This window comes from Kocuria rosea (genome assembly GCF_023715525.1).
GTDB classification, from domain to species: domain Bacteria; phylum Actinomycetota; class Actinomycetes; order Actinomycetales; family Micrococcaceae; genus Kocuria; species Kocuria rosea_A.
On record NZ_JAMBOG010000024.1, the window covers coordinates 1 to 18374 of the forward strand.

20 protein-coding genes are annotated in these 18374 nt (G+C 73.3%); 14 read left to right on the forward strand and 6 right to left on the reverse strand.

Going from position 1 to position 18374, the window contains the following annotated elements; genetic code table 11:
• Positions 1–116 (reverse strand): heterodisulfide reductase-related iron-sulfur binding cluster (locus M3185_RS14280; protein ID WP_146200278.1); only part of this gene is annotated, 116 nt, incomplete at its 3' end.
• Between the two features lie 204 nt (positions 117–320).
• Here M3185_RS14280 and M3185_RS14285 point away from each other — a divergent pair.
• Positions 321–1070, forward strand: a complete 750-nt coding sequence (locus tag M3185_RS14285) for a FadR/GntR family transcriptional regulator (protein ID WP_374238524.1) — start codon at positions 321–323, stop codon at positions 1068–1070.
• 403 nt (positions 1071–1473) lie between these two features.
• On the opposite strand, the gene M3185_RS14290 is transcribed toward M3185_RS14285, so the two are convergent.
• A complete protein-coding gene (locus M3185_RS14290; RefSeq protein ID WP_308222216.1) occupies positions 1474–2151 on the reverse strand; it encodes a response regulator transcription factor in 678 nt (225 codons plus the stop codon).
• Between the two features lie 240 nt (positions 2152–2391).
• Between M3185_RS14290 and M3185_RS14295 the strand changes: the two genes are divergently transcribed.
• From M3185_RS14295 to M3185_RS14305, 3 genes are read left to right on the forward strand one after another with little or no spacing between them, the layout of a single operon-like run.
• A complete protein-coding gene (locus M3185_RS14295) occupies positions 2392–2547 on the forward strand; it encodes a hypothetical protein (protein WP_251334350.1) in 156 nt (51 codons plus the stop codon).
• 30 nt (positions 2548–2577) lie between these two features.
• Positions 2578–3810 (forward strand): sensor histidine kinase, encoded by a 1233-nt coding sequence (locus M3185_RS17450; protein WP_251334351.1) that lies wholly within the window; start codon positions 2578–2580, stop codon positions 3808–3810.
• Positions 3807–4148, forward strand: a complete 342-nt coding sequence (locus tag M3185_RS14305) for an MGMT family protein (RefSeq protein WP_251334352.1) — start codon at positions 3807–3809, stop codon at positions 4146–4148. The genes M3185_RS17450 and M3185_RS14305 overlap by 4 nt, the downstream gene beginning before the upstream one ends.
• Here the strand turns inward: M3185_RS14305 and M3185_RS14310 are convergent.
• Positions 4142–5122 carry a phosphoribosylaminoimidazolesuccinocarboxamide synthase gene (locus tag M3185_RS14310; RefSeq protein WP_251334353.1) on the reverse strand — a complete coding sequence of 327 codons (981 nt, stop codon included), beginning with the start codon at positions 5120–5122 and terminating at the stop codon, positions 4142–4144. The genes M3185_RS14305 and M3185_RS14310 overlap by 7 nt on opposite strands.
• Positions 5119–6441: a phosphoribosylamine--glycine ligase gene (purD, locus tag M3185_RS14315; RefSeq protein WP_251334354.1), complete on the reverse strand. Its 1323-nt coding sequence runs from the start codon at positions 6439–6441 to the stop codon at positions 5119–5121. Before purD ends, M3185_RS14310 begins: the two co-directional genes overlap by 4 nt.
• 167 nt (positions 6442–6608) lie before the next feature.
• On the opposite strand from purD, the gene M3185_RS14320 reads away from it, so the two are divergent.
• Genes M3185_RS14320 through purM form a run of 6 tightly spaced genes read left to right on the forward strand, consistent with a single transcriptional unit; the run spans position 6609 to position 11742 of the window.
• Positions 6609–6932, forward strand: coding sequence for a hypothetical protein (locus M3185_RS14320; protein WP_251334355.1), 324 nt, complete (start codon positions 6609–6611; stop codon positions 6930–6932).
• 55 nt (positions 6933–6987) lie between these two features.
• Positions 6988–8019, forward strand: coding sequence for an asparaginase (locus M3185_RS14325; protein ID WP_251334356.1), 1032 nt, complete (start codon positions 6988–6990; stop codon positions 8017–8019).
• Between the two features lie 3 nt (positions 8020–8022).
• The gene (locus M3185_RS14330; RefSeq protein ID WP_251334357.1) at positions 8023–8388 is read left to right on the forward strand and encodes a sterol carrier family protein; all 366 of its coding nucleotides are present in this window, start codon (positions 8023–8025) and stop codon (positions 8386–8388) included.
• A 10-nt stretch (positions 8389–8398) separates the two neighbouring features.
• On the forward strand, positions 8399–8791 hold the full coding sequence (locus M3185_RS14335; protein ID WP_251334358.1) for a hypothetical protein: 393 nt from the start codon (positions 8399–8401) through the stop codon (positions 8789–8791).
• 16 nt (positions 8792–8807) lie between these two features.
• Complete coding sequence (gene purF / locus M3185_RS14340) at positions 8808–10580, forward strand: amidophosphoribosyltransferase (protein WP_251334359.1); 1773 nt, start codon at positions 8808–8810, stop codon at positions 10578–10580.
• A gap of 1 nt (position 10581) precedes the next feature.
• Positions 10582–11742, forward strand: coding sequence for a phosphoribosylformylglycinamidine cyclo-ligase (gene purM, locus M3185_RS14345; RefSeq protein WP_251334360.1), 1161 nt, complete (start codon positions 10582–10584; stop codon positions 11740–11742).
• 185 nt (positions 11743–11927) lie between these two features.
• Here the strand turns inward: purM and M3185_RS14350 are convergent, their stop codons facing one another.
• Both M3185_RS14350 and clpB read right to left on the reverse strand, forming a co-directional pair.
• Entirely contained in the window at positions 11928–12152 is a 225-nt protein-coding gene (locus M3185_RS14350) for a DUF3073 domain-containing protein (RefSeq protein ID WP_251334361.1), read from the reverse strand.
• A 254-nt stretch (positions 12153–12406) separates the two neighbouring features.
• Complete coding sequence (clpB, locus tag M3185_RS14355; protein WP_251334362.1) at positions 12407–15022, reverse strand: ATP-dependent chaperone ClpB; 2616 nt, start codon at positions 15020–15022, stop codon at positions 12407–12409.
• A gap of 222 nt (positions 15023–15244) precedes the next feature.
• On the opposite strand from clpB, the gene M3185_RS14360 reads away from it, so the two are divergent.
• The 4 genes from M3185_RS14360 to M3185_RS14375 all read left to right on the forward strand — a co-directional run bounded on the left by M3185_RS14360 (position 15245) and on the right by M3185_RS14375 (position 18340).
• Positions 15245–15577 (forward strand): ArsR/SmtB family transcription factor, encoded by a 333-nt coding sequence (locus tag M3185_RS14360; protein WP_251334363.1) that lies wholly within the window; start codon positions 15245–15247, stop codon positions 15575–15577.
• Entirely contained in the window at positions 15574–16281 is a 708-nt protein-coding gene (locus M3185_RS14365; protein ID WP_251334364.1) for a cation transporter, read from the forward strand. Before M3185_RS14360 ends, M3185_RS14365 begins: the two co-directional genes overlap by 4 nt.
• 34 nt (positions 16282–16315) lie before the next feature.
• On the forward strand, positions 16316–17674 hold the full coding sequence (locus tag M3185_RS14370) for a copper resistance CopC/CopD family protein (RefSeq protein WP_251334365.1): 1359 nt from the start codon (positions 16316–16318) through the stop codon (positions 17672–17674).
• Positions 17675–17827: 153 nt separating this feature from the next.
• Complete coding sequence (locus M3185_RS14375) at positions 17828–18340, forward strand: hypothetical protein (protein WP_251334366.1); 513 nt, start codon at positions 17828–17830, stop codon at positions 18338–18340.
• The last annotated feature ends 34 nt before the right edge of the window (positions 18341–18374 follow it).

An 18374-nucleotide genomic window follows, 5' to 3' on the forward strand; every position in this document is an offset into this window, starting at 1 on the left:
TGGCCGGGCGGGAACACGACCTCGTGGCCCAGCCGCTCCAGCACGCGCACGGTGGCCAGCGCGACCCTCGGGTACATCGCGTCCACGATGCACGTGGCGAACAGTGCGATTCTCATGCGGCCTCCGGGGAAGGGACGAGCGGGGAGCCCGGGCGACACCGAACACACCACCTGTGGTCTGACCATAGTAGGGTGGTGAGTCCCGTCACACAATCGGGCTCGCCGACAGGGGCCCCTGCCCCGCTCCCGGCCTCGAGGCGCCGGCGTTGCACCGGGGATGGGCCCGGCGGGCACGGCAGGGCCGCCGGTGGTGTCCCTAGAATGAACCGCACCCGTCCGTCCCCTCAGGAGCTGCCCGTGCCCGCGGCCTCACGCACGTACACCGTCGTCCTCGACTGGCTCGAGGAGCGGCTGCGCTCCGGGGAGATCTCGGTGGGCGACAAGCTGCCGGGGGAGCGCCAGCTCGCCGAGGAGTTCGCCATCTCCCGCGCCTCGGTCCGGGAGGCGATCCGCATCCTCGACGCCATGGGCCTGGTCCGGTCCTCGACCGGCTCGGGGCCCAGCGCCGGGGCCATCGTCATCTCCGAGCCCTCCGCGGCGCTCGCCTGGGCCCTGCGGATGCACGTGGCCACCCGGTCCCTGCCCGTGCGGGACCTCGTCCAGACCCGCCTGCTGCTCGAGACGCAGTCGGCACGGGAGGCGGCCGCCGCCCCCGACACCCCGGAGCGCACGGCCACCCTTGAGCACGCCGCCGCCCTGGTCGCGGCCATGGACGACCCCGGCCTGCCGGACGAGCGCTTCCACGCCCACGACGCCGAGTTCCACGTGCTGCTGTCCTCGCTGGCCGGCAACCTGGTGGTCGGGACGATCATGTCCTCGCTGCGCCAGGCCACGATCGGCTACGTGCAGGAGACCGTCGCGCGCCTCGAGGACTGGCCCCGGGTGCGCCGCACCCTCCAGCAGCAGCACCACGAGATCCTCCGGGCGTTCCGGGAGCGGCGGAGCGAGGACGCCGCGACGGCGCTGCGGGAGCACATCACGTGGTTCTTCGGCCTGAGCGGCAACGGCTGAGCGACCTCACCGGACCCCTGCCCCAGCACGACGGCGGCCCCACCGGGATCTGGTGGGGCCGCCGTCGTTGCTCACGTGGTGCACGGTAGGGGGCCCAGGGCCGAGGGGTTGCAAGGTGATCCAAGCCTTGCGCGGCCGCTTCCCGGTACAGGGGGGACGGTCCCGGGGCGGCCCCCTACCGTGAGCAGGTCGGTGGACCATCCGGTCCTGCGCGGAGCCCTGAGGGGGGACTCGGGCCGCGCCGCGCCGGACGGATGTCTCTCATCCCGTCCACCGACGTTCTTCTCTGCTCGCACCACTGATTCTGCCGGACACCACAATGCAATTGAATGCACTTTTGTCCACTCCCTGGTGGCCGTTCGTCCCGGCCTGCGGCAGGTCCTCCGCAACTGGGCGGAAGGCCTTAGAGATCCCGCAGCTGGGGGTCCACGAGCCCGCTCTGGTACGCCTTGATCAGCGCCTGCACGCGGTCCCGCACGCCGAACTTCTCGCACACCCGGCCGAGGTAGGCCTTCACGCTGCCCTCGGAGACATGCATCTGCTCGGCGATCTCCCGGTTGCTGAGCCCCTGCGCGAGGAGGGAGACGGTCTCCATCTCCCGCTCGGTGAGCAGGGACCGCAGGCCGTCGTCCGCCGGCCGCTGCTGCTGGTCGGGGACCGAGATGACGTTGTCGGCGAGCGCCCGGGCGATGGCCGGGGACAGCGCGATCTCGTTGTCGAGCACCTGGTGCACCGCCGTGATGATCTCGTCGGGCCGGGCGTCCTTGACGAGGTAGCCGGCGGCCCCCGCACGCAGGGCGGGCACGACGAACTCCAGGGTCGAGAACGTGGTGAGCGCCAGGACCTTGGACCGGGGACTGCTCCGGGTGATCTCCCGGGTCGCCTCGATCCCGTCCATCACGGGCATCTTCATGTCCATCAGCACCACGTCCGGATCCGAGGCGCGGCACCGGTCCACGGCCTCACGGCCGTTCGCCGCCGTCCCGATCACCTCGAACCCCGGCTCGGCGGAGAAGAAGGACTTCAGGGCCTCCAGCATCAGCGGCTGGTCGTCCACGACGAGCACTCTGCAATCTGTCACTTCTGCAGTCTATTTTTCGATGCGCCTACATGCGCAACACGACGTCCCCATATCTGCAGTGCGTCATCTTCGACTTAAGTCACAAAAGGACTGGACAAAGGTGAATGGACCCCTTTGGTTCACTTTGGCAAAGTAAAGGACAGCAGGACAGCACACCCCCCTCGGCAGGGACACCTCTCCCCCACGGTCCCCGCCATCCCCCCGATCCGGTGCCGTCCGCGACCTTCATAGGAGCCCCCCGTGAGCAAGAAGAAGCTGACCACCGCCATCGCGTCCGTCACCCTCGCCGCTTCCTTCATCATCGCCCCCGTCGCCCCCGCGACCGCCGGCCCGATGATCAACGTCAACATGGGTCCCCGCGCCACGATCTGCTACTACGTGCCCTTCTGGTGCTAGTCCCCCGGGCCCTGTGCTACACCTCTTTGGGTGAGCGCCATAACTGAAACCCCGCAGCGAGCACCGCGCACAGCCGAGAAAAGTTCGTTCTTCTACGCCGAGCCCCTGGCCCGGTGGCTGAGCACGGTGCTCCTGCTGTTCGCGGTCTTCGGCGCCATCGACGACCTGCGGAACCTGTTCCAGGGGTGGTTGAACGGCTCCATCCACACGGCCGACAAGGAGGAGGCGCTCGACAGCATCCTCGCCTTCGCCGCGATCGGCATGCTCGCCACGCGCGCGCCCTGGGCCTCCCTCGTCTCCATCGGCTGCCTCGCGTTCTCGTGGCACATCGATGAATACCCCATGGCTGCGCTCAGCACCTGCATGGTCACCGTCGCCGTCGTGGCCACGGCCACGCGCCGCTTCATCGCCGTCCACCTGACCGTCTATGGCGTATGGATCGTGCTGTCGTCGCTCAAGCACCCCGACGACTCGATCATCTTCTGGAGCCTGATCGCAGTCACGATGGCCGGCGCGCTCATCGGCGCGGCCGTGCGGTACTTCCGGACCCAGCGGCGGCGCAGCGAGGAGCGGGTCCGGGACCTCGAGGTCCTCAACGAGCGCCTGCGGGAGGACGAGCGCCAGGCACTGGCCCGCGACCTGCACGACGTCGTCGCCCACGAGCTGACCCTCATCACGATGCAGACGATGAGCCGCCGGCGCTCCGGGGACGTCTCGGAGCTGCACCAGGTCCTCGAGACCGTGGAGGGGGCCGCCCGCTCGGCGCTGCACGAGCTGCGGGTCCTGCTGCGGCTGCTGCGCAACGAGAACGACGGCGACCACCCGCGCGACGTCACGGGGGCGGGCCTGTCGATCGGCAGCCTCGAGCACGTGGTGACGTCCCTGGCGGGCAGCCTCAAGGACCTGCGCTTCGACCCGCAGGTGGTGATCACCGGCGACATCGAGTCCGCGCCCACCACGGTGCGGGGCACGGCCGCCCGCATCCTGCAGGAGGCGGTCACCAACATCATCAAGTACGCCCCCCGCGGCGCGGTGGTCGGCATCGAGGTGACGGCCGACGCGCAGGAGCTGAGCCTGGTCGTGCGCAACCCCCTGCCCCGGTCCGGCACCGGCAGCCGCTCCTCCGAGCTGTCCTCCGGGCTGGGCCTGCGCGGGATCACGGAGCGCGTGTCCCTGCTGGGCGGGCAGGCCGAGAGCGGGCCCCGGGACGGGCACTGGGTGCTGTCGGTGTGCCTGCCGGTGAACGGCAGCGAGGCCCTGTGAGCTCACTGGTCGAGCGCGTCGCGGCGGTCGTCGCGGCGATCCCGGCGGGGCGGGTGCTGAGCTACGGGGACGTGGCCGAGCTGGCCGAGTGCCGTTCCGCCCGCGCCGTGGGCACGGTCATGGCGCGCAACCCCACCGGCGCGGCCCTGCCCTGGTGGCGCGTGGTGGACCGGGACGGCGTCCTGGCCGACCACCTGCAGGCCGAGGCCCGCCGGCGCTACCGCGACGAGGGCACCCCCCTGCTCGAGGACGACCGGCACCTGGTCCGCGTCGACATGGACCGCGCCCGCTGGAGCCCGGACCCCGGCGCCGGGATTGATCCCGGGAGGGCTCAGTAGTCGGCGGGGCCGGCCACCTCGAAGAAGTTCCCCTCCGGGTCGAAGCTCTTGCCCGTGAGCCGCTCGAAGGCCTCGACGTAGCGGGCGCGCGTCCTCTGGACCACGTCCTCCGGCAGCGGGGGCACGGGCCCCGACCCGCTCCACCCGGAGGCCTCGGAGCGCAGCCAGTCCCGCACGTACTGCTTGTCGAAGGAGGGCTGGGCCCGGCCGGGGTCGTAGGTCTCGGCGTCCCAGAACCGGGAGGAGTCCGGGGTCAGCACCTCGTCCCCGAGGGTGATCGCCCCGCGGTAGGAGTCCAGCCCGAACTCCACCTTGGTGTCGGCCACGACGATCCCGCGCTCGCGGGCGATCTCCTCCGCGGCGGTGTAGATCTTCAGCGTCAGCTCGCGCAGCCGTTCCGCGACGGCGCGGCCCACGGCGTCGGCCATCTCGTCGAAGGTGACGGGCATGTCGTGCTCCCCCACGGCGGCCTTGCCGGTGGGGGTGAAGATCGGCGGGGCGAGCCGGGAGCCGTCGACGAGCCCCGGGGGCAGCTCGATCCCGCAGACCTGACCCGTGGCGCGGTAGTCCTTGAGCCCGGAGCCGGTGAGGTAGCCCCGGGCGATGCACTCCACCGGGAACATGGACAGGTTCTTGCAGATCACGGCCCGGCCCCGCACGGACTCGTGGACGTCCGTGGACAGGACGTGGTTGGGGATCTCGGCGAGCTGCTCGAACCACCACAGGGACAGCTGCGTGAGGATCTTGCCCTTGTCGGGGATCTCCGTGGGGAGGATCTCGTCGAACGCGCTGATCCGGTCCGTGGCCACCACGAGCACGGAGCCCGCGCGGTACTCGGCGTCGTCGTAGATCGCCACGCCCGTGGCGCGCAGCCGCGACTCGTCGGGGACGTAGAGCTCGCGGACCTTGCCGGAGTAGACGTGGGTCCACCCGGGGATCTGCGGCGGGACGGTGACGGTGCTGTGCTCGCTCATGCCTGCTCCTGCCGGGGGGCGGAATTGGAAACGGTGGGGAGGTCGACCTGACCGCGGGACGCCTTCAGGGCGATGTCGGTGCGGTGCTGGGAGCCCTCGAGGGCCACGAGCTCCACCCCGCGGTACGCGCGCTCGCGCGCCTGGTCGAGGCCGGCCCCGAGGGCGACGACGGCGAGCACGCGGCCGCCGGCCGAGACGACGCGACCGGCGTGCTCGCCGTCGGGGGCCACGGCGGTGCCGGCGTGGACGACGTGGACGTCCTCGAGCGCCTCCGCCGCCTCGAGCCCGCCGATCGGGTCGCCGGTGCGGGGGGTGCCCGGGTAGTCCTGCGCCGCGACGACGACGGCCACGGCGGACTCGGGGCGCCAGCGCAGCCGCTCGGCCTCGTCGAGCCGGCCGGTCGCGGCGTCGAGCAGCAGCCGGCCCAGCGGGGTGGCGAGGCGGGCCAGCACGGCCTGCGTCTCGGGGTCCCCGAACCGGGCGTTGAACTCGATCACCCGCAGGCCCCGGCGCGTGACGGCGAGCCCGCAGTAGAGCACGCCCACGAACGGGGTCCCGCGGCGGCGCATCTCGTCCACGGTGGGCCGGGCCACCCGCTCCACGACCTCGTCCACGAAACCGTCCGGCAGCCACGGCAGCGGCGTGTAGGCGCCCATGCCGCCGGTGTTGGGGCCCTCGTCGCCGTCGAAGATGCGCTTGAAGTCCTGGGCGGGGCTCAGCGGGATCACCCGGGTGCCGTCCGTGAGCACGAACAGGGACACCTCGGGACCGTCGAGGTACTCCTCGATCACCACGGACCCGCCCGCGGCGAAGCAGGCGGCGGCGTGGGCGAGGGCCTCGGCGCGGTCGGCGGTGACGACCACGCCCTTGCCCGCGGCGAGCCCGTCGTCCTTCACGACGTAGGGGGCGCCGAACCCGTCGAGGGCGTCGGCGGCCTCGGCCTCGGTCGTGGCCACGCGCGCCATCGCGGTGGGCACGCCGGCCGCCGCCATGACCTCCTTGGCGAACGCTTTGGAGCCCTCGAGCCGGGCCGCGGCCCGCGACGGTCCGAAGACCGGGAAGCCGGCCTCCCGCAGGGCGTCGGCCACGCCCGCGACGAGCGGGGCCTCCGGGCCGACGACGACGAGGTCGGCCCCCAGCTCGCGCGCCAGCCCGGTGGCCGCCGCCGGGTCGTTCGCGTCCACGGCGTGCACCGGGACGATCTGCGCGATCCCGGCGTTGCCCGGGGCGCAGTGCACCTGCTCGACCTCCGGATCGGCCAGCAGGGCACGGATGATTGCGTGTTCGCGGCCGCCGGGGCCCAGTACCAAAACCTTCACGCTCCCAGGCTAGTTCTCGGCAGGGGGCGTTGACACATCGTCGCCGCGCCCGGGCCCAAACCTCCAGGATAGCTAAGCACCCTGATCTCCCCCAGGGGGTGGCCCGGGACCCGGAAATCCGCGCCGGCACCCCCGTGAGGCCCGTCACACCGGCCTACCATGGCCGCATGGACACGAGCACACGCATGCTGGCGGCCTCGGCCGCCGCGGTCGCCGGCCTCCTCCTGGCCAGCTGCGACAACACCGAGACGGAGCAGACGCCGGAGACTCCCGCCGGGACCTCCGCCGCGACCACGGCGAACACCGGCGCCACGGCCGGCACGGGCGCGCCCGAGGCCACGATGGGCGCCGGCACCGGCGACGAGACCAGCGACACCGGCGCCGACGGCACCGTGCCCGAGGGCGGGGCCGGCGGCGAGGGCGGCGGCGCCGGCGGAGCCGCCGGCGGCGAGGGCGCCGAGGGTGGGGCCACCGGGGGCACCGGCGGCTGAGCCCTCCCCGGGGCGGCCCCGGCGGGGGTGACATCGGGGCTGACATACTGGGGCGATGCAGACCTTCACCTCGGAGCGCGCCGTGGACCTCGCCGTGATCGAGCGCAGCGGCTTCGTCGAGTCCCGCCACCGCGGATCCGCCGTCGTCCTCGCCCCCGACGGGGCGGTGGCTGTGGAACTGGGGGACGTCTGCGCGCCGATCTTCCCCCGCTCGACGCTCAAGCCGTTCCAGACGATCGCCGCCATGAAGGCCGGCGTGCCCCTGCGCGGGGCGCAGGTGGCCATCGCCTCCGCGTCCCACATCGGCTCCTTCGAGCAGCTCGAGGCCGTCCGCTCCATCCTCGACGCCGCCGGGGTGGACGAGGACGCCCTGCAGTGCCCGCCGGACTGGCCCGAGGACGAGGACGTGCGCGCCGAGCTGGTGCGCACCGGGCACGGGCGGGCCCGGATCTGCATGAACTGTTCCGGCAAGCACGCGGCCTTCCTCTGGGCCTGCACGGAGAACGACTGGCCGACCGAGGATTACCTCGACCCGGGGCACCCCCTGCAGCGCACGGTCCTGGAGACGGTCGCGGAGTTCGCCGGGGAGCCCGTCGCCCACGTGGGCGTGGACGGCTGCGGGGCGCCCCTGGCGGCGATCTCCCTCACCGGCCTCGCCCGCGCCTACTCGACCCTGGGGCGCGCGGCCGGCAACCTGGCGGCGGACGCCCGCGCCGCCACCGTGGCCCAGTGCATGCTCGACTACCCCGAGTACGTGCACGGGCGCGGGAAGTACAACACCGTGGTCATGGAGGAGCTCGACGTCGTGGCGAAGCTCGGCGCCGAGGGCGTGCTCGCGCTCGGCACCCGCGACGGCTGGTCGGTGGCCCTCAAGGTGCTCGACGGCGGCTCCCGCGCCAACGCGCTCGTCGGGCTGAGCCTGCTCGCCCACGCCGGGGCCGTGCCCGCCCCGGCCGCCGCCGCCGTCATCGGGCAGGTCGTGCGCCCGATCACCGGCGCGGGCCGCCCCGTGGGCCGGATCCGCCTGGCGGACCCGCTCGTGGAGCTGCTCGGCCCGGAGCTGGTCCGGGCGCTCGGGCAGGAGTAGGCCGTGGCCCGCCGCCGGATCGACCCCGCGGACGGCACCCTGGCCCTGAGCGCCTGGCGGGCGGACCCCGACGGGGCGCCGCGCCGGACGGTGGCCACCGCCGTGCGCTACGCCCTCGAGGAGCTCGCCGAGCGCGTGCCCGGCAACAGCGTGGAGGTGCGCGTCCCGCCCTTCGGCGTGACCCAGTGCGTGACCGGGCCGCGGCACACCCGCGGCACCCCGCCCAACGTCGTCGAGACCGACGCCCGCACCTGGCTGGGCCTCGTCACGGGCTCGGTGGCCTGGGCGGAGGCCGTCACGGCGGGATCTGTTGTGGCCTCGGGCACACGGACCGACCTCGCGGAGGTCCTCCCCCTGTTCTGCCGGTAACCTGGAGGGCATGAGCTCCGCACCCTCGACCCCTTCCTCGCGCCTGCCCTCGGGGAGGTCCTTGCGGCGGCGCCGCCGGGGGCGGGCGGCCGTGCCGCTCGCAGCGTCGGGCACCCAGCCGATGATGCTGCGCCGCGCCCCCAACATCTGGGCGTTCGTGGTGCTCGGGGGCGTCCTCGGCGTCGTCCTCGGCCTGCTCGTGGGGTTGCTCGGGGCGGGCAGCGCCCAGTTCACCCCGGGGGCCGTGGTCATGTTCATGGTCTCGGTCTTCGCCATCCTGGGCCTCGCCGCCGGCGCGGCGGCGGCCCTGGTGCTGGACCGGATCTCCGTGGCCCGCGCGCGGGCCGTCACCACCGAGGTCGTGGACGGGGACGCCGACGCCCCTGACGGCCCAGAAGCATGAGAGAAGGCCGATCTACGTGATTCGCCCTGATGGACAACTCAGCCACGACCTCCTCCCCGGCGAGAAGGGCCCCCAGGACGCGTGCGGCGTCTTCGGCGTCTGGGCCCCCGGCGAGGACGTCGCGAAGCTGGCCTACTACGGCCTCTACGCCCTGCAGCACCGCGGCCAGGAGTCCGCCGGCATCGCCGCGAGCGACGGCGAGCGCATCGCCGTCTACAAGGACATGGGCCTCGTCTCGCAGGTCTTCGACGAGACCACCCTCAACACCCTCACCGGGCACCTGGCCGTGGGCCACTGCCGGTACTCCACCACGGGAGGGTCCCACTGGGCCAACGCCCAGCCGACCCTGGGCGCCACCCCCCACGGGACCGTGGCGCTCGCGCACAACGGCAACCTCACCAACTCCGCGCAGCTCTACGACCAGCTCATTGACAAGTCCGGCTTCCCCTCCAGCGGCGAGATGGCGCAGGGCAACACCACGGACACGGCCCTGGTCACGGCGCTGCTCGCCGAGCACCCGCACGGCTCCCTCGAGGAGGCGGCCATGCACCTGCTGCCGCAGCTGGTGGGCTCCTTCTGCCTGGCGTTCATGGACGAGCACACGCTCTACGCCGCCCGGGACCCGCAGGGCATCCGCCCGCTGGTCCTCGGCCGGCTCGACCGCGGCTGGGTGGTCGCCTCCGAGACCGCCGCGCTGGACATCGTCGGCGCGTCCCTGGTCCGGGAGATCGAGCCCGGCGAGTTCATCGCCATCGACGAGCACGGCCTGCGCACGCAGCGCTTCGCCGAGACCCGCCGGGCGGCCTGCGTGTTCGAGTACGTCTACCTGGCCCGCCCGGACACCACGATCAACGGCCGCTCCGTCTACGAGTCGCGCGTGGAGATGGGCCGCCGGCTCGCCCGCGAGCACACGGTCGACGCCGACCTCGTGATGCCCACCCCCGAGTCCGGGACGCCCGCGGCCATCGGCTACGCGGAGGAGTCGGGCATCCCGTTCGGCAACGGCCTCGTCAAGAACGCCTACGTGGGCCGGACCTTCATCCAGCCCTCGGACACCATCCGCCAGCTCGGCATCCGGCTCAAGCTCAACCCGCTGAAGTCCGTGGTGGCGGGCAAGCGCCTGGTGGTCATCGACGACTCGATCGTGCGCGGCAACACCCAGCGCGCCCTGATCCGGATGCTCCGGGAGGCCGGGGCCGCGGAGATCCACGTGCGCATCTCCTCCCCGCCCATCAAGTGGCCCTGCTTCTACGGCATCGACTTCGCCTCCCGGGCCGAGCTGATCGCCAACGGGCTGGGCGTCGAGGAGATCCGGGCCTCGCTGGGCGCGGACTCCCTGGGCTACATCTCCGAGGACGGCATGATCGACGCCACCCGGCAGGAGCGCGCCGAGCTGTGCACGGCGTGCTTCTCCGGCACCTATCCCACGCGCCTGCCGGACGCGGACAAGCTCGGCAAGAACGTGTTCGAGTCCCGCCGCCCCGCCGGCTCCTCGGCGCAGCGGGACCAGGCCGCACCGGCCGTTCCCCGGCGCCCCGAGCACGCCTCGGCGGTGTCCATCGAGACCCACCCCTCCGCCACGGACGGGCGGGTCCGCGCCGCCGGCAGCGCCTGCATCTCCGACGAGGACAGCGGCATCCAGGACAGCTCCGTGGGCTGCGACCCGGGGCCCGACTCCGACCTCGAGGACGTGCTGCTGCCCGAGGACCGGGTGCCCGCCCGGTCCGGCGCCGCCCCCGTGCCCACCGCAGAGCCCGCCCCCCAGAACGAGACCCCGAAGGACGCCTGACATGGCCCAGCAGCCCGCCCCCGACAACCGCACCGTCACCTACGCCAGCGCCGGCGTGGACGTCGAGGCGGGCGACCGCGCCGTCGAGCTCATGAAGAGCGCGGTCAAGGCCACCCACACCGCGAACGTGATCGGGGGCGTGGGCGGCTTCGCCGGGCTCTTCGACGTCTCCGAGCTGCTCGCCTACCGCAGGCCCTACCTCGCCACCTCCACCGACGGCGTGGGCACGAAGGTCGCGATCGCCCAGACCCTCGACGTCCACGACACCATCGGCTACGACCTCGTGGGCATGGTCGTGGACGACATCGTGGTGGTCGGCGCCAAGCCGCTGTTCATGACCGACTACATCGCCACGGGCCGCGTGGTGCCCGAGCGGATCGCGGACATCGTGCGCGGCATCGCCGGGGCCTGCCGGCAGGCGGGCACCGCCCTCGTGGGCGGGGAGACCGCGGAGCACCCGGGGCTGCTGCGCCCGGACGAGTACGACGTCGCGGGCGCGGCCACCGGCGTGGTCGAGGCCGACGAGCTGCTGGGCCCGGACCGGGTGCGGGCGGGCGACGTCGTCATCGGCATGGCCTCCTCCGGGCTGCACTCCAACGGGTACTCCCTGGTGCGCAAGGTCGTCAACGTCGCCGGCTGGTCGCTGGACCGGCAGGTCACCGAGCTCGGGCGCACCCTGGGCGAGGAGCTGCTCGAGCCCACCCGCGTCTACGCCGCCGACGTCCTCGACCTCGCCGCGGCCTTCCCCGTCAACGGGCCCGACCGGGCGACCGGCCACGGCGTGCGCGGCTTCAGCCACGTCACCGGCGGCGGCCTCGCCGCGAACCTGGCGCGCGTGCTGCCCGCCGGCCTCGAGGCGACCGTGGACCGCTCCACGTGGGAGCTGCCCGCGATCTTCCAGCTCATCGGCCAGCTGGGCAACGTGCCCCTGCCCGACCTGGAGCGCACCCTGAATCTCGGGGTGGGCATGGTCGCCGTCGTCGACCCGGCCGTGGCCGACGACGCGGTGGCCCACCTCGGTGCCCGCGGGCTGGGGGCGTGGATCATGGGCACCGTCGGCGCGATCGACCCGGAGGCCGACCACAGCGGTCCCGACTGGGTGCAGGGCGCCAAGGGCGTCGACGGCGGCGCGGTGCGCCTCGTCAACGCCTACGCGGGCTGAGCCTGCCCCGGGCGGCCGTCGAGGGGCGGGGCCGAGCGGCTGCGGGCTCCCCCGCGCCCCTCGGCGCCGCCCCTCGGCGCCGCCCCGGTCCGGGCGGGGCGCGCAGGAACGCAAAGGAGGTGCCCGTCCGTGACGGGCACCTCTGTTGCGCTGATGCAGTTGAGACGAGCGGATCTCCCGGGTGGTTACCGGCGGTAGTCCTCGTCGTAGTCGTCGGCGTACTTGTCGACGTAGACGGAGTAGTCGTCCTCGTCCTCGTCGATGCGGTCCTGGACCGGCTCCTCCACGGGGGAGGACTGCTCGCTGCCGCGCAGCTCGCGCTGCAGAGCGGTCAGATCGGTCTGCGGGCTGAAGTACTTCATCTCCCGCGCCTGCCGTGTCGCCTTCGCCTTTTGACGGCCGCGCCCCATGGCGTGACCCCCTCTGTCTCTTGGTCCGGGTGGCGGTACACAGGCACAGAGTACGGCCCCGGAAATGTCTTATGAATGGTTCGTGGGTCCAGGGTACATGGTTTGCCCGCCCGGTGCGCCCGCCCGGGCTCCGGCACGGCGCTCTGTCGGCAACGTCACGGGCAGCACCCGGGCTCCGCCCCGGGCCACGCGCGCGAACAGGCGACCGAGCCGCGGCGGGACGCCGGGGAGGACGCCGGCGGGCGGGGGCCGCGTCAGCGCGCGGCGTGCGCCTCCTCGCGGACGGCGGAGACGGTGAGCCCGTCCGCCACGACGTCGGCGTCGACGTCCACCCGGACCGTGTCGCCGTCCAGGACCGCCCCGGAGAGGATCGCCCGGGCGAGCTTGTCGCCGATCTCGCGCTGCACCAGCCGGCGCAGCGGCCGGGCGCCGTAGGCGGGGTCGTAGCCGGTGAGGCCCAGCCACTCGGTCGCCGCCGGGGTGACCTCCAGGGTCAGCCGGCGCTGGCCCAGGCGCTCGGCCAGCTGGGCCACCTGGATGTCGACGATCTTGGCCAGGTCCGCCGTGGACAGCGGGTCGAACAGGATGACGTCGTCGAGGCGGTTGAGGAACTCGGGCTTGAACGAGGCGTTGACCACGTTCATCACCGCCTGCTTCTTCGCCTCCTGGTCGATGGTCTGGTCCACGAGGAACTGGCTGCCCAGGTTGGAGGTGAGGATCAGGATCACGTTGCGGAAGTCCACGGTGCGGCCCTGGCCGTCGGTGAGCCGCCCGTCGTCGAGCACCTGCAGGAGGATGTCGAAGACGTCCGGGTGGGCCTTCTCGATCTCGTCGAGCAGGACCACCGAGTACGGCCGGCGCCGCACGGCCTCCGTGAGCTGGCCGCCCTCCTCGTAGCCGACGTACCCGGGAGGCGCGCCGACGAGGCGGGAGACCGTGTGTTTCTCGCCGTACTCCGACATGTCGATGCGGACCAGGGCGCGCTCGTCGTCGAACTGGAACTCCGCGAGCGACTTCGCCAGCTCGGTCTTGCCCACGCCCGTGGGGCCCAGGAACAGGAACGAGCCGATCGGCCGGTTCGGGTCCGAGATGCCCGCCCGCGACCGGCGCACGGCGTCCGCGACGGCCTGCACGGCCCGGTGCTGGCCGATGAGCCGCTTCCCGAGCACCTCCTCCATGTGCAGCAGCTTCTCGGTCTCGCCCTGGAGCATCCGCCCGGCGGGGATGCCGGTCCAGGCGGAGATCACCTCGGCGACGTCGTCGGCCGTGACCTCCTCGGAGACCATGGTGTCGTGCGGGACCGTGGAGTCCTCCTGCTCCTGGGCGGCGTCGAGCTCCTTCTGCAGGGCCGGGATCTCGCCGTAGAGCAGCCGCGAGGCCTCCGCGAGGTCGCCCTGGCGCTGGGCCATCTCCGCCTGCGAGCGCAGGTTGTCGATGCGCTCCTTGAGGTCGCCGACCCGGTTCAGCCCGGCCTTCTCCGCCTCCCAGCGGGCGTTGAGGGCGTCGAGCTCGGCCTTCCTGTCGGCCAGCTCCTGCCGCAGCGCCCCCAGGCGCTCGACCGAGGCGGGGTCGGTCTCGCGCTCCAGGGCGAGCTCCTCCATGGTCAGGCGGTCCACGGCGCGGCGCAGCCGGTCGATCTCCTCCGGGGCGGAGTCGATCTCCATCCGCAGCCGGGACGCGGCCTCGTCGACGAGGTCGATGGCCTTGTCCGGCAGCTGGCGGCCGGGGATGTACCGGTTGGACAGGGTGGCGGCCGCCACCAGGGCGGAGTCCGCGATCTGGACCTTGTGGTGGGCCTCGTAGCGCTCCTTGAGCCCGCGCAGGATCGCGACGGTGTCCTCCACGGAGGGCTCGCCGACGTAGACCTGCTGGAAGCGGCGCTCCAGCGCGGCGTCCTTCTCGATGTTCTCCCGGTACTCGTCCAGGGTGGTCGCGCCGATCAGGCGCAGCTCGCCGCGGGCCAGCATGGGCTTGAGCATGTTCCCGGCGTCCATCGAGCCCTCGGCGGCGCCGGCGCCGACGACGGTGTGGATCTCGTCGATGAAGGTGACGATCCGGCCCTCGGACTGCTTGATCTCCTCGAGCACGGCCTTGAGCCGCTCCTCGAACTCGCCGCGGTACTTGGCGCCGGCCACCATGGACCCCAGGTCCAGGGAGATCAGCGTCTTGCCGCGCAACGACTCGGGGACATCCCCGGCGACCATGCGCTGGGCGAGGCCCTCGACGACGGCGGTCTTGCCGACACCGGGCTCACCGATCAGCACGGGGTTGTTCTTGGTGCGGCGGGACAGCACCTGCACCACGCGGCGGATCTCCGAGTCGCGCCCGATCACGGGGTCGAGCTTGCCCTCGCGGGCCATGGCGGTGAGGTCGGTGCCGAACTTCTCGAGCGCCTGGAACGTGCCTTCGGGGTCGGGACTGGTCACCCGGCGGTCTCCTCTCACGGAAGGGATGGTGGTCCTGAGCTGGTCGGGGCCGGCGCCCGCGCCGCGGAGGATCTCGCCGGCCCTCCCCTCCTGCTGGGCGAGGCCGTACAGGAGGTGCTCGGTGGAGATGTACTCGTCGCCGAGGGACTTGGCGAACTGCTCCGCGGCCTGGATGACCTGGAGGGCGCCGCGGTTGAACTGGGCCTGGGCGGTGGAGGACCCGGACGCGGACGGCAGGGACTTGATGGCCGCGCTGGCCTGGGCCGAGACGGCGTCGACGTCGGCGCCGGCGGCCTTCAGGACGGCGACGGCCACGCCCTCGCGCTGGTCCAGCAGGGCCTTGAGGACGTGGGCGGGCTCGATCTGCGGGTTGCCCGCGGTCGAGGCGTTGGTCGAGGCTGCGGAGAGGGCCTCCTGCGACTTGGTGGTGAACTTGGTCTCCACGAGGGCTCCTTGTCGGTGGACGAGCTGGTGCGAACTGACCCGGCCGCTGCTCCACACCGAGTGCGCTCCAGCAGTTCAGCTAACCTGAGTCTATCTCACTCAACCTTGGGCGACCAGAGATTATTTCCCGGACCGTGCCCCGACGCCCGCCGTTCACGGGGCAGCCCTCGCTCCCCGGCCGGGCTCGTGCCCGGAGTACAGGGAACGGTGTACCGTTCGAGCATGACCGCGGTCACCCGCACGCACACCACGGCGCTGTCCCGGCTGGGCCAGGCCCTCTCCGACGGGACGCGGGCCCGGGTCCTGCTGGCCCTGCGGGACGCCCCGGCCCGGCCCTCGGAGCTGGCCCGGGCCCTGGGGGTGTCCAAGCAGGTGATGTCCAACCAGCTGGCCTGCCTGCGCGGGTGCGGACTGGTCGCGGCCACCCCGGAGGGGCGCAGCACCTGGTACCGGCTCGCCGACCCCCGCCTCGGGGACGTCCTGGAGAGCCTGCTGGAGCTGGTGGTCGCCGTGGACCCGGACTGCTGCACCCCGGAAGGATGCACCTGCTCATGACCTCCGTGTCGATCGGGCCCCCGCCCCTCAGCGCGGCCCGCCGGGCGCTCCTGCACCGGAGGGTGCGCCGGATCGTGGCCGCCACGATCGCCTACAACGTGCTCGAGGCGGTCATCGCCCTCACCGCCGGCACCATCGCCTCCTCCTCGGCGCTGATCGGCTTCGGGCTGGACTCGATCGTGGAGGTCCTCTCCGCGGCGGCGGTGGCCTGGCAGTTCGCCGCCCCCGACCCGCACCGCCGGGAGAGGGCGGCCATGCGGGTCATCGCCTTCTCCTTCGTCGGCCTGGCCGCCTTCGTCACCGTCGACGCGGTGCGCACCCTGGCCGGGGCGGCCGAGCCCGAGCACTCCCCGGTGGGGATCACCCTGGCGGCGGTGAGCCTGGTAATCATGCCCCTCCTGTCCTGGTTCGAGCGCCGCACCGGCCGGGAGCTGGGCTCGGCCTCGGCGGTGGCCGACTCCAGGCAGACCCTGCTGTGCAGCTACCTCTCCGCCGTGCTGCTGGTGGGGCTGCTGCTCAACAGCACCCTGGGCTGGTCCTGGGCCGACCCGATCGCCGCCCTGGTCATCGCCGCCGTCGCGCTCAAGGAGGGCCTGGAGGCCTGGCGCGGGGACGCCTGCTGCACCCCCCTGCCCGTGCTCCTCGACGGGGACGAGGGCTGCGCCGACGGGTGCGGCTCCGGCTGCTCCTGCTGCGCCCGCTGATCCGCCCGGCCCATGGCCGACTAGGGTTCGGAGCATGGACTCCACGGGACCCGGCACAGGACCGGCAGGAAGGCCGCCGGCGCCGGCCCGCCGACGGCGTGGAGGCCTGCGCGTCGTCCTCGTGGCCGCGCTCGCGGCGCTGCTGACGGTCCTGGGCGCACCGGCGGCCACGGCGCACACGGAACTGGTCGGCACGGACCCGGCCGACGGGCAGGTCCTGCAGAGCACTCCCACCACGATCACCCTGTCCTTCAACGAACCCGTCGGGGCCACGCCGGAGGCCGTCCGGCTGCTCGCCCCCTCCGGGGACCGGATCCCGCTCACCGCCCGGGCCCTGGACAGCACCGTGGGGCTCACGCCGTCGACCGCCCTCGGGGACGGGACGCACACCGTCCTCTGGCAGGTCACCTCCGCCGACGGCCACCCCGTCTCGGGCTCCTTCACGTTCTCGGTGGGCGAGCCCACCGCCACCACCGTCGAGGTCCAGCAGCACGCCCCGTCGGCGGCGACCGCCCACTACGCGGCCCAGACGCTGACGTACGCCGGGGTGCTCGCCACCTCCGGCCTCGTCGTCTTCGACCTCCTGCTGTTCGCGCCCCGGCCCGGCACGGCGTTGCGTGCCCGCCGCCGGCTGCACCGGCTGATGCACCTCGGCGCGGCGCTCGCGGTGGCCGGGACCGTCGTCTCGGTCCTGGCCTCGGTGCTGTGGCAGGCCGGGGCGGCCCCGGTGTCCCTCACGGATGGCGCCCTGTGGCGTGCCGCCGCCGGCTCCGGCTCCGCCCTGGCCGCCGTGCTCACCACGGCCGGAGTCCTCACCGCGGCGCTGGCCGCGCCCCGGGCCGCCGGCCGCGGCGGCGGGCGCCTGGCCCGGGGAGCGGCCCTGGGCGGAGCCGGGCTGGCCGGCGCCTCCCTGGTGGTCATCGGCCACACCCGCAGCGCCGAGCCGGCATGGCTCGTCGTGCCCGCCGATGCCGTGCACGTCGCCGCCGGGCTCGTGTGGGTCGGGGGGATCCTCGGGCTGGTCACCGTCCTGGGGCGCACCTCCGACACCTCCCCCCGCCAGGCCACCCTGACGCTGTCCCGCTTCTCCGCCGTCGCGGGGTGGGTGGTGCTGGCCCTGGCCGCCACCGGTCTGCTCCTGGGCTGGCGCATCCTGGGCGGTCCCGGGGCCCTGGTGTCCACCGGGTACGGCCGGATCCTGCTGCTCAAGATCGCCGTCGTCCTGGGCGTGGTCGCCGTCGCGGCCTGGAACCGCTTCGTCCACCTCCCCCGCGTCCTCACCCGGCCCGACTCCCGGGTCCTGGCCGACCTGCAGTCGACGATCCAGGGAGAGGGCGCCCTGCTGGTGCTGGTGCTGGCCGTCACCGGCGTGCTCACCTCGCTGAGCCCCTGACGGCCTGCGCGCCGATCCCGATCCGCTCCGCCAGGTGAGCGGCGGGGGGACAGCAGCGGTCCGGCCGGGACGCACCCGCGCCGGTTCCCCGTTTCCGCACGGCGGAGACCTACGCTGGAACTCCCCGACAGCACCACGCGAAGAGGCACCCCCATGAGCAAGCAGATCGTCTTCACCGCCCTGGCCCTGGCGTCCGGCCTCGCGCTGGCCGGCTGTTCCGGCTCCCCCCAGGCCGAGGGACAGAGCCCGACGACGCCCCCGGCGGCCTCCGCGACCGCCTCGCGGGCCGGTGCGGCCACCACCGCCGCCGAGACGCCCGGTGACGAGGCCACCGCCGCCACCGGCACCCCCGGCGACGAGGCGACGACCGCGACCGGCGCCCCCGAGGAGGAGGCCACCGCCGCCACCGACGCCCCCGGCGACGCGGGCCAGGTCCCGGGCTCGGCCGGTGCCCCCGACCCGTCCGCCGAGGTCGACATGCCCGGTGCGATGCCGGATCAGAACTTCACCTACGAGGAGGCCTACGCGGCCTGGCAGAACGGGATGCCCTACTACGACGCCTTCTGCCTCAACTACGACCCCACGACCCCGGCCGGGATCTCCCAGTGCGAGGGCATCGAGCTCGGCACCGTCGACAGCATCACCGGCGAGTACATCGGCGGGTGACGGCCGCCGCCGGGGTCCCCGTGCCCAGGACGCG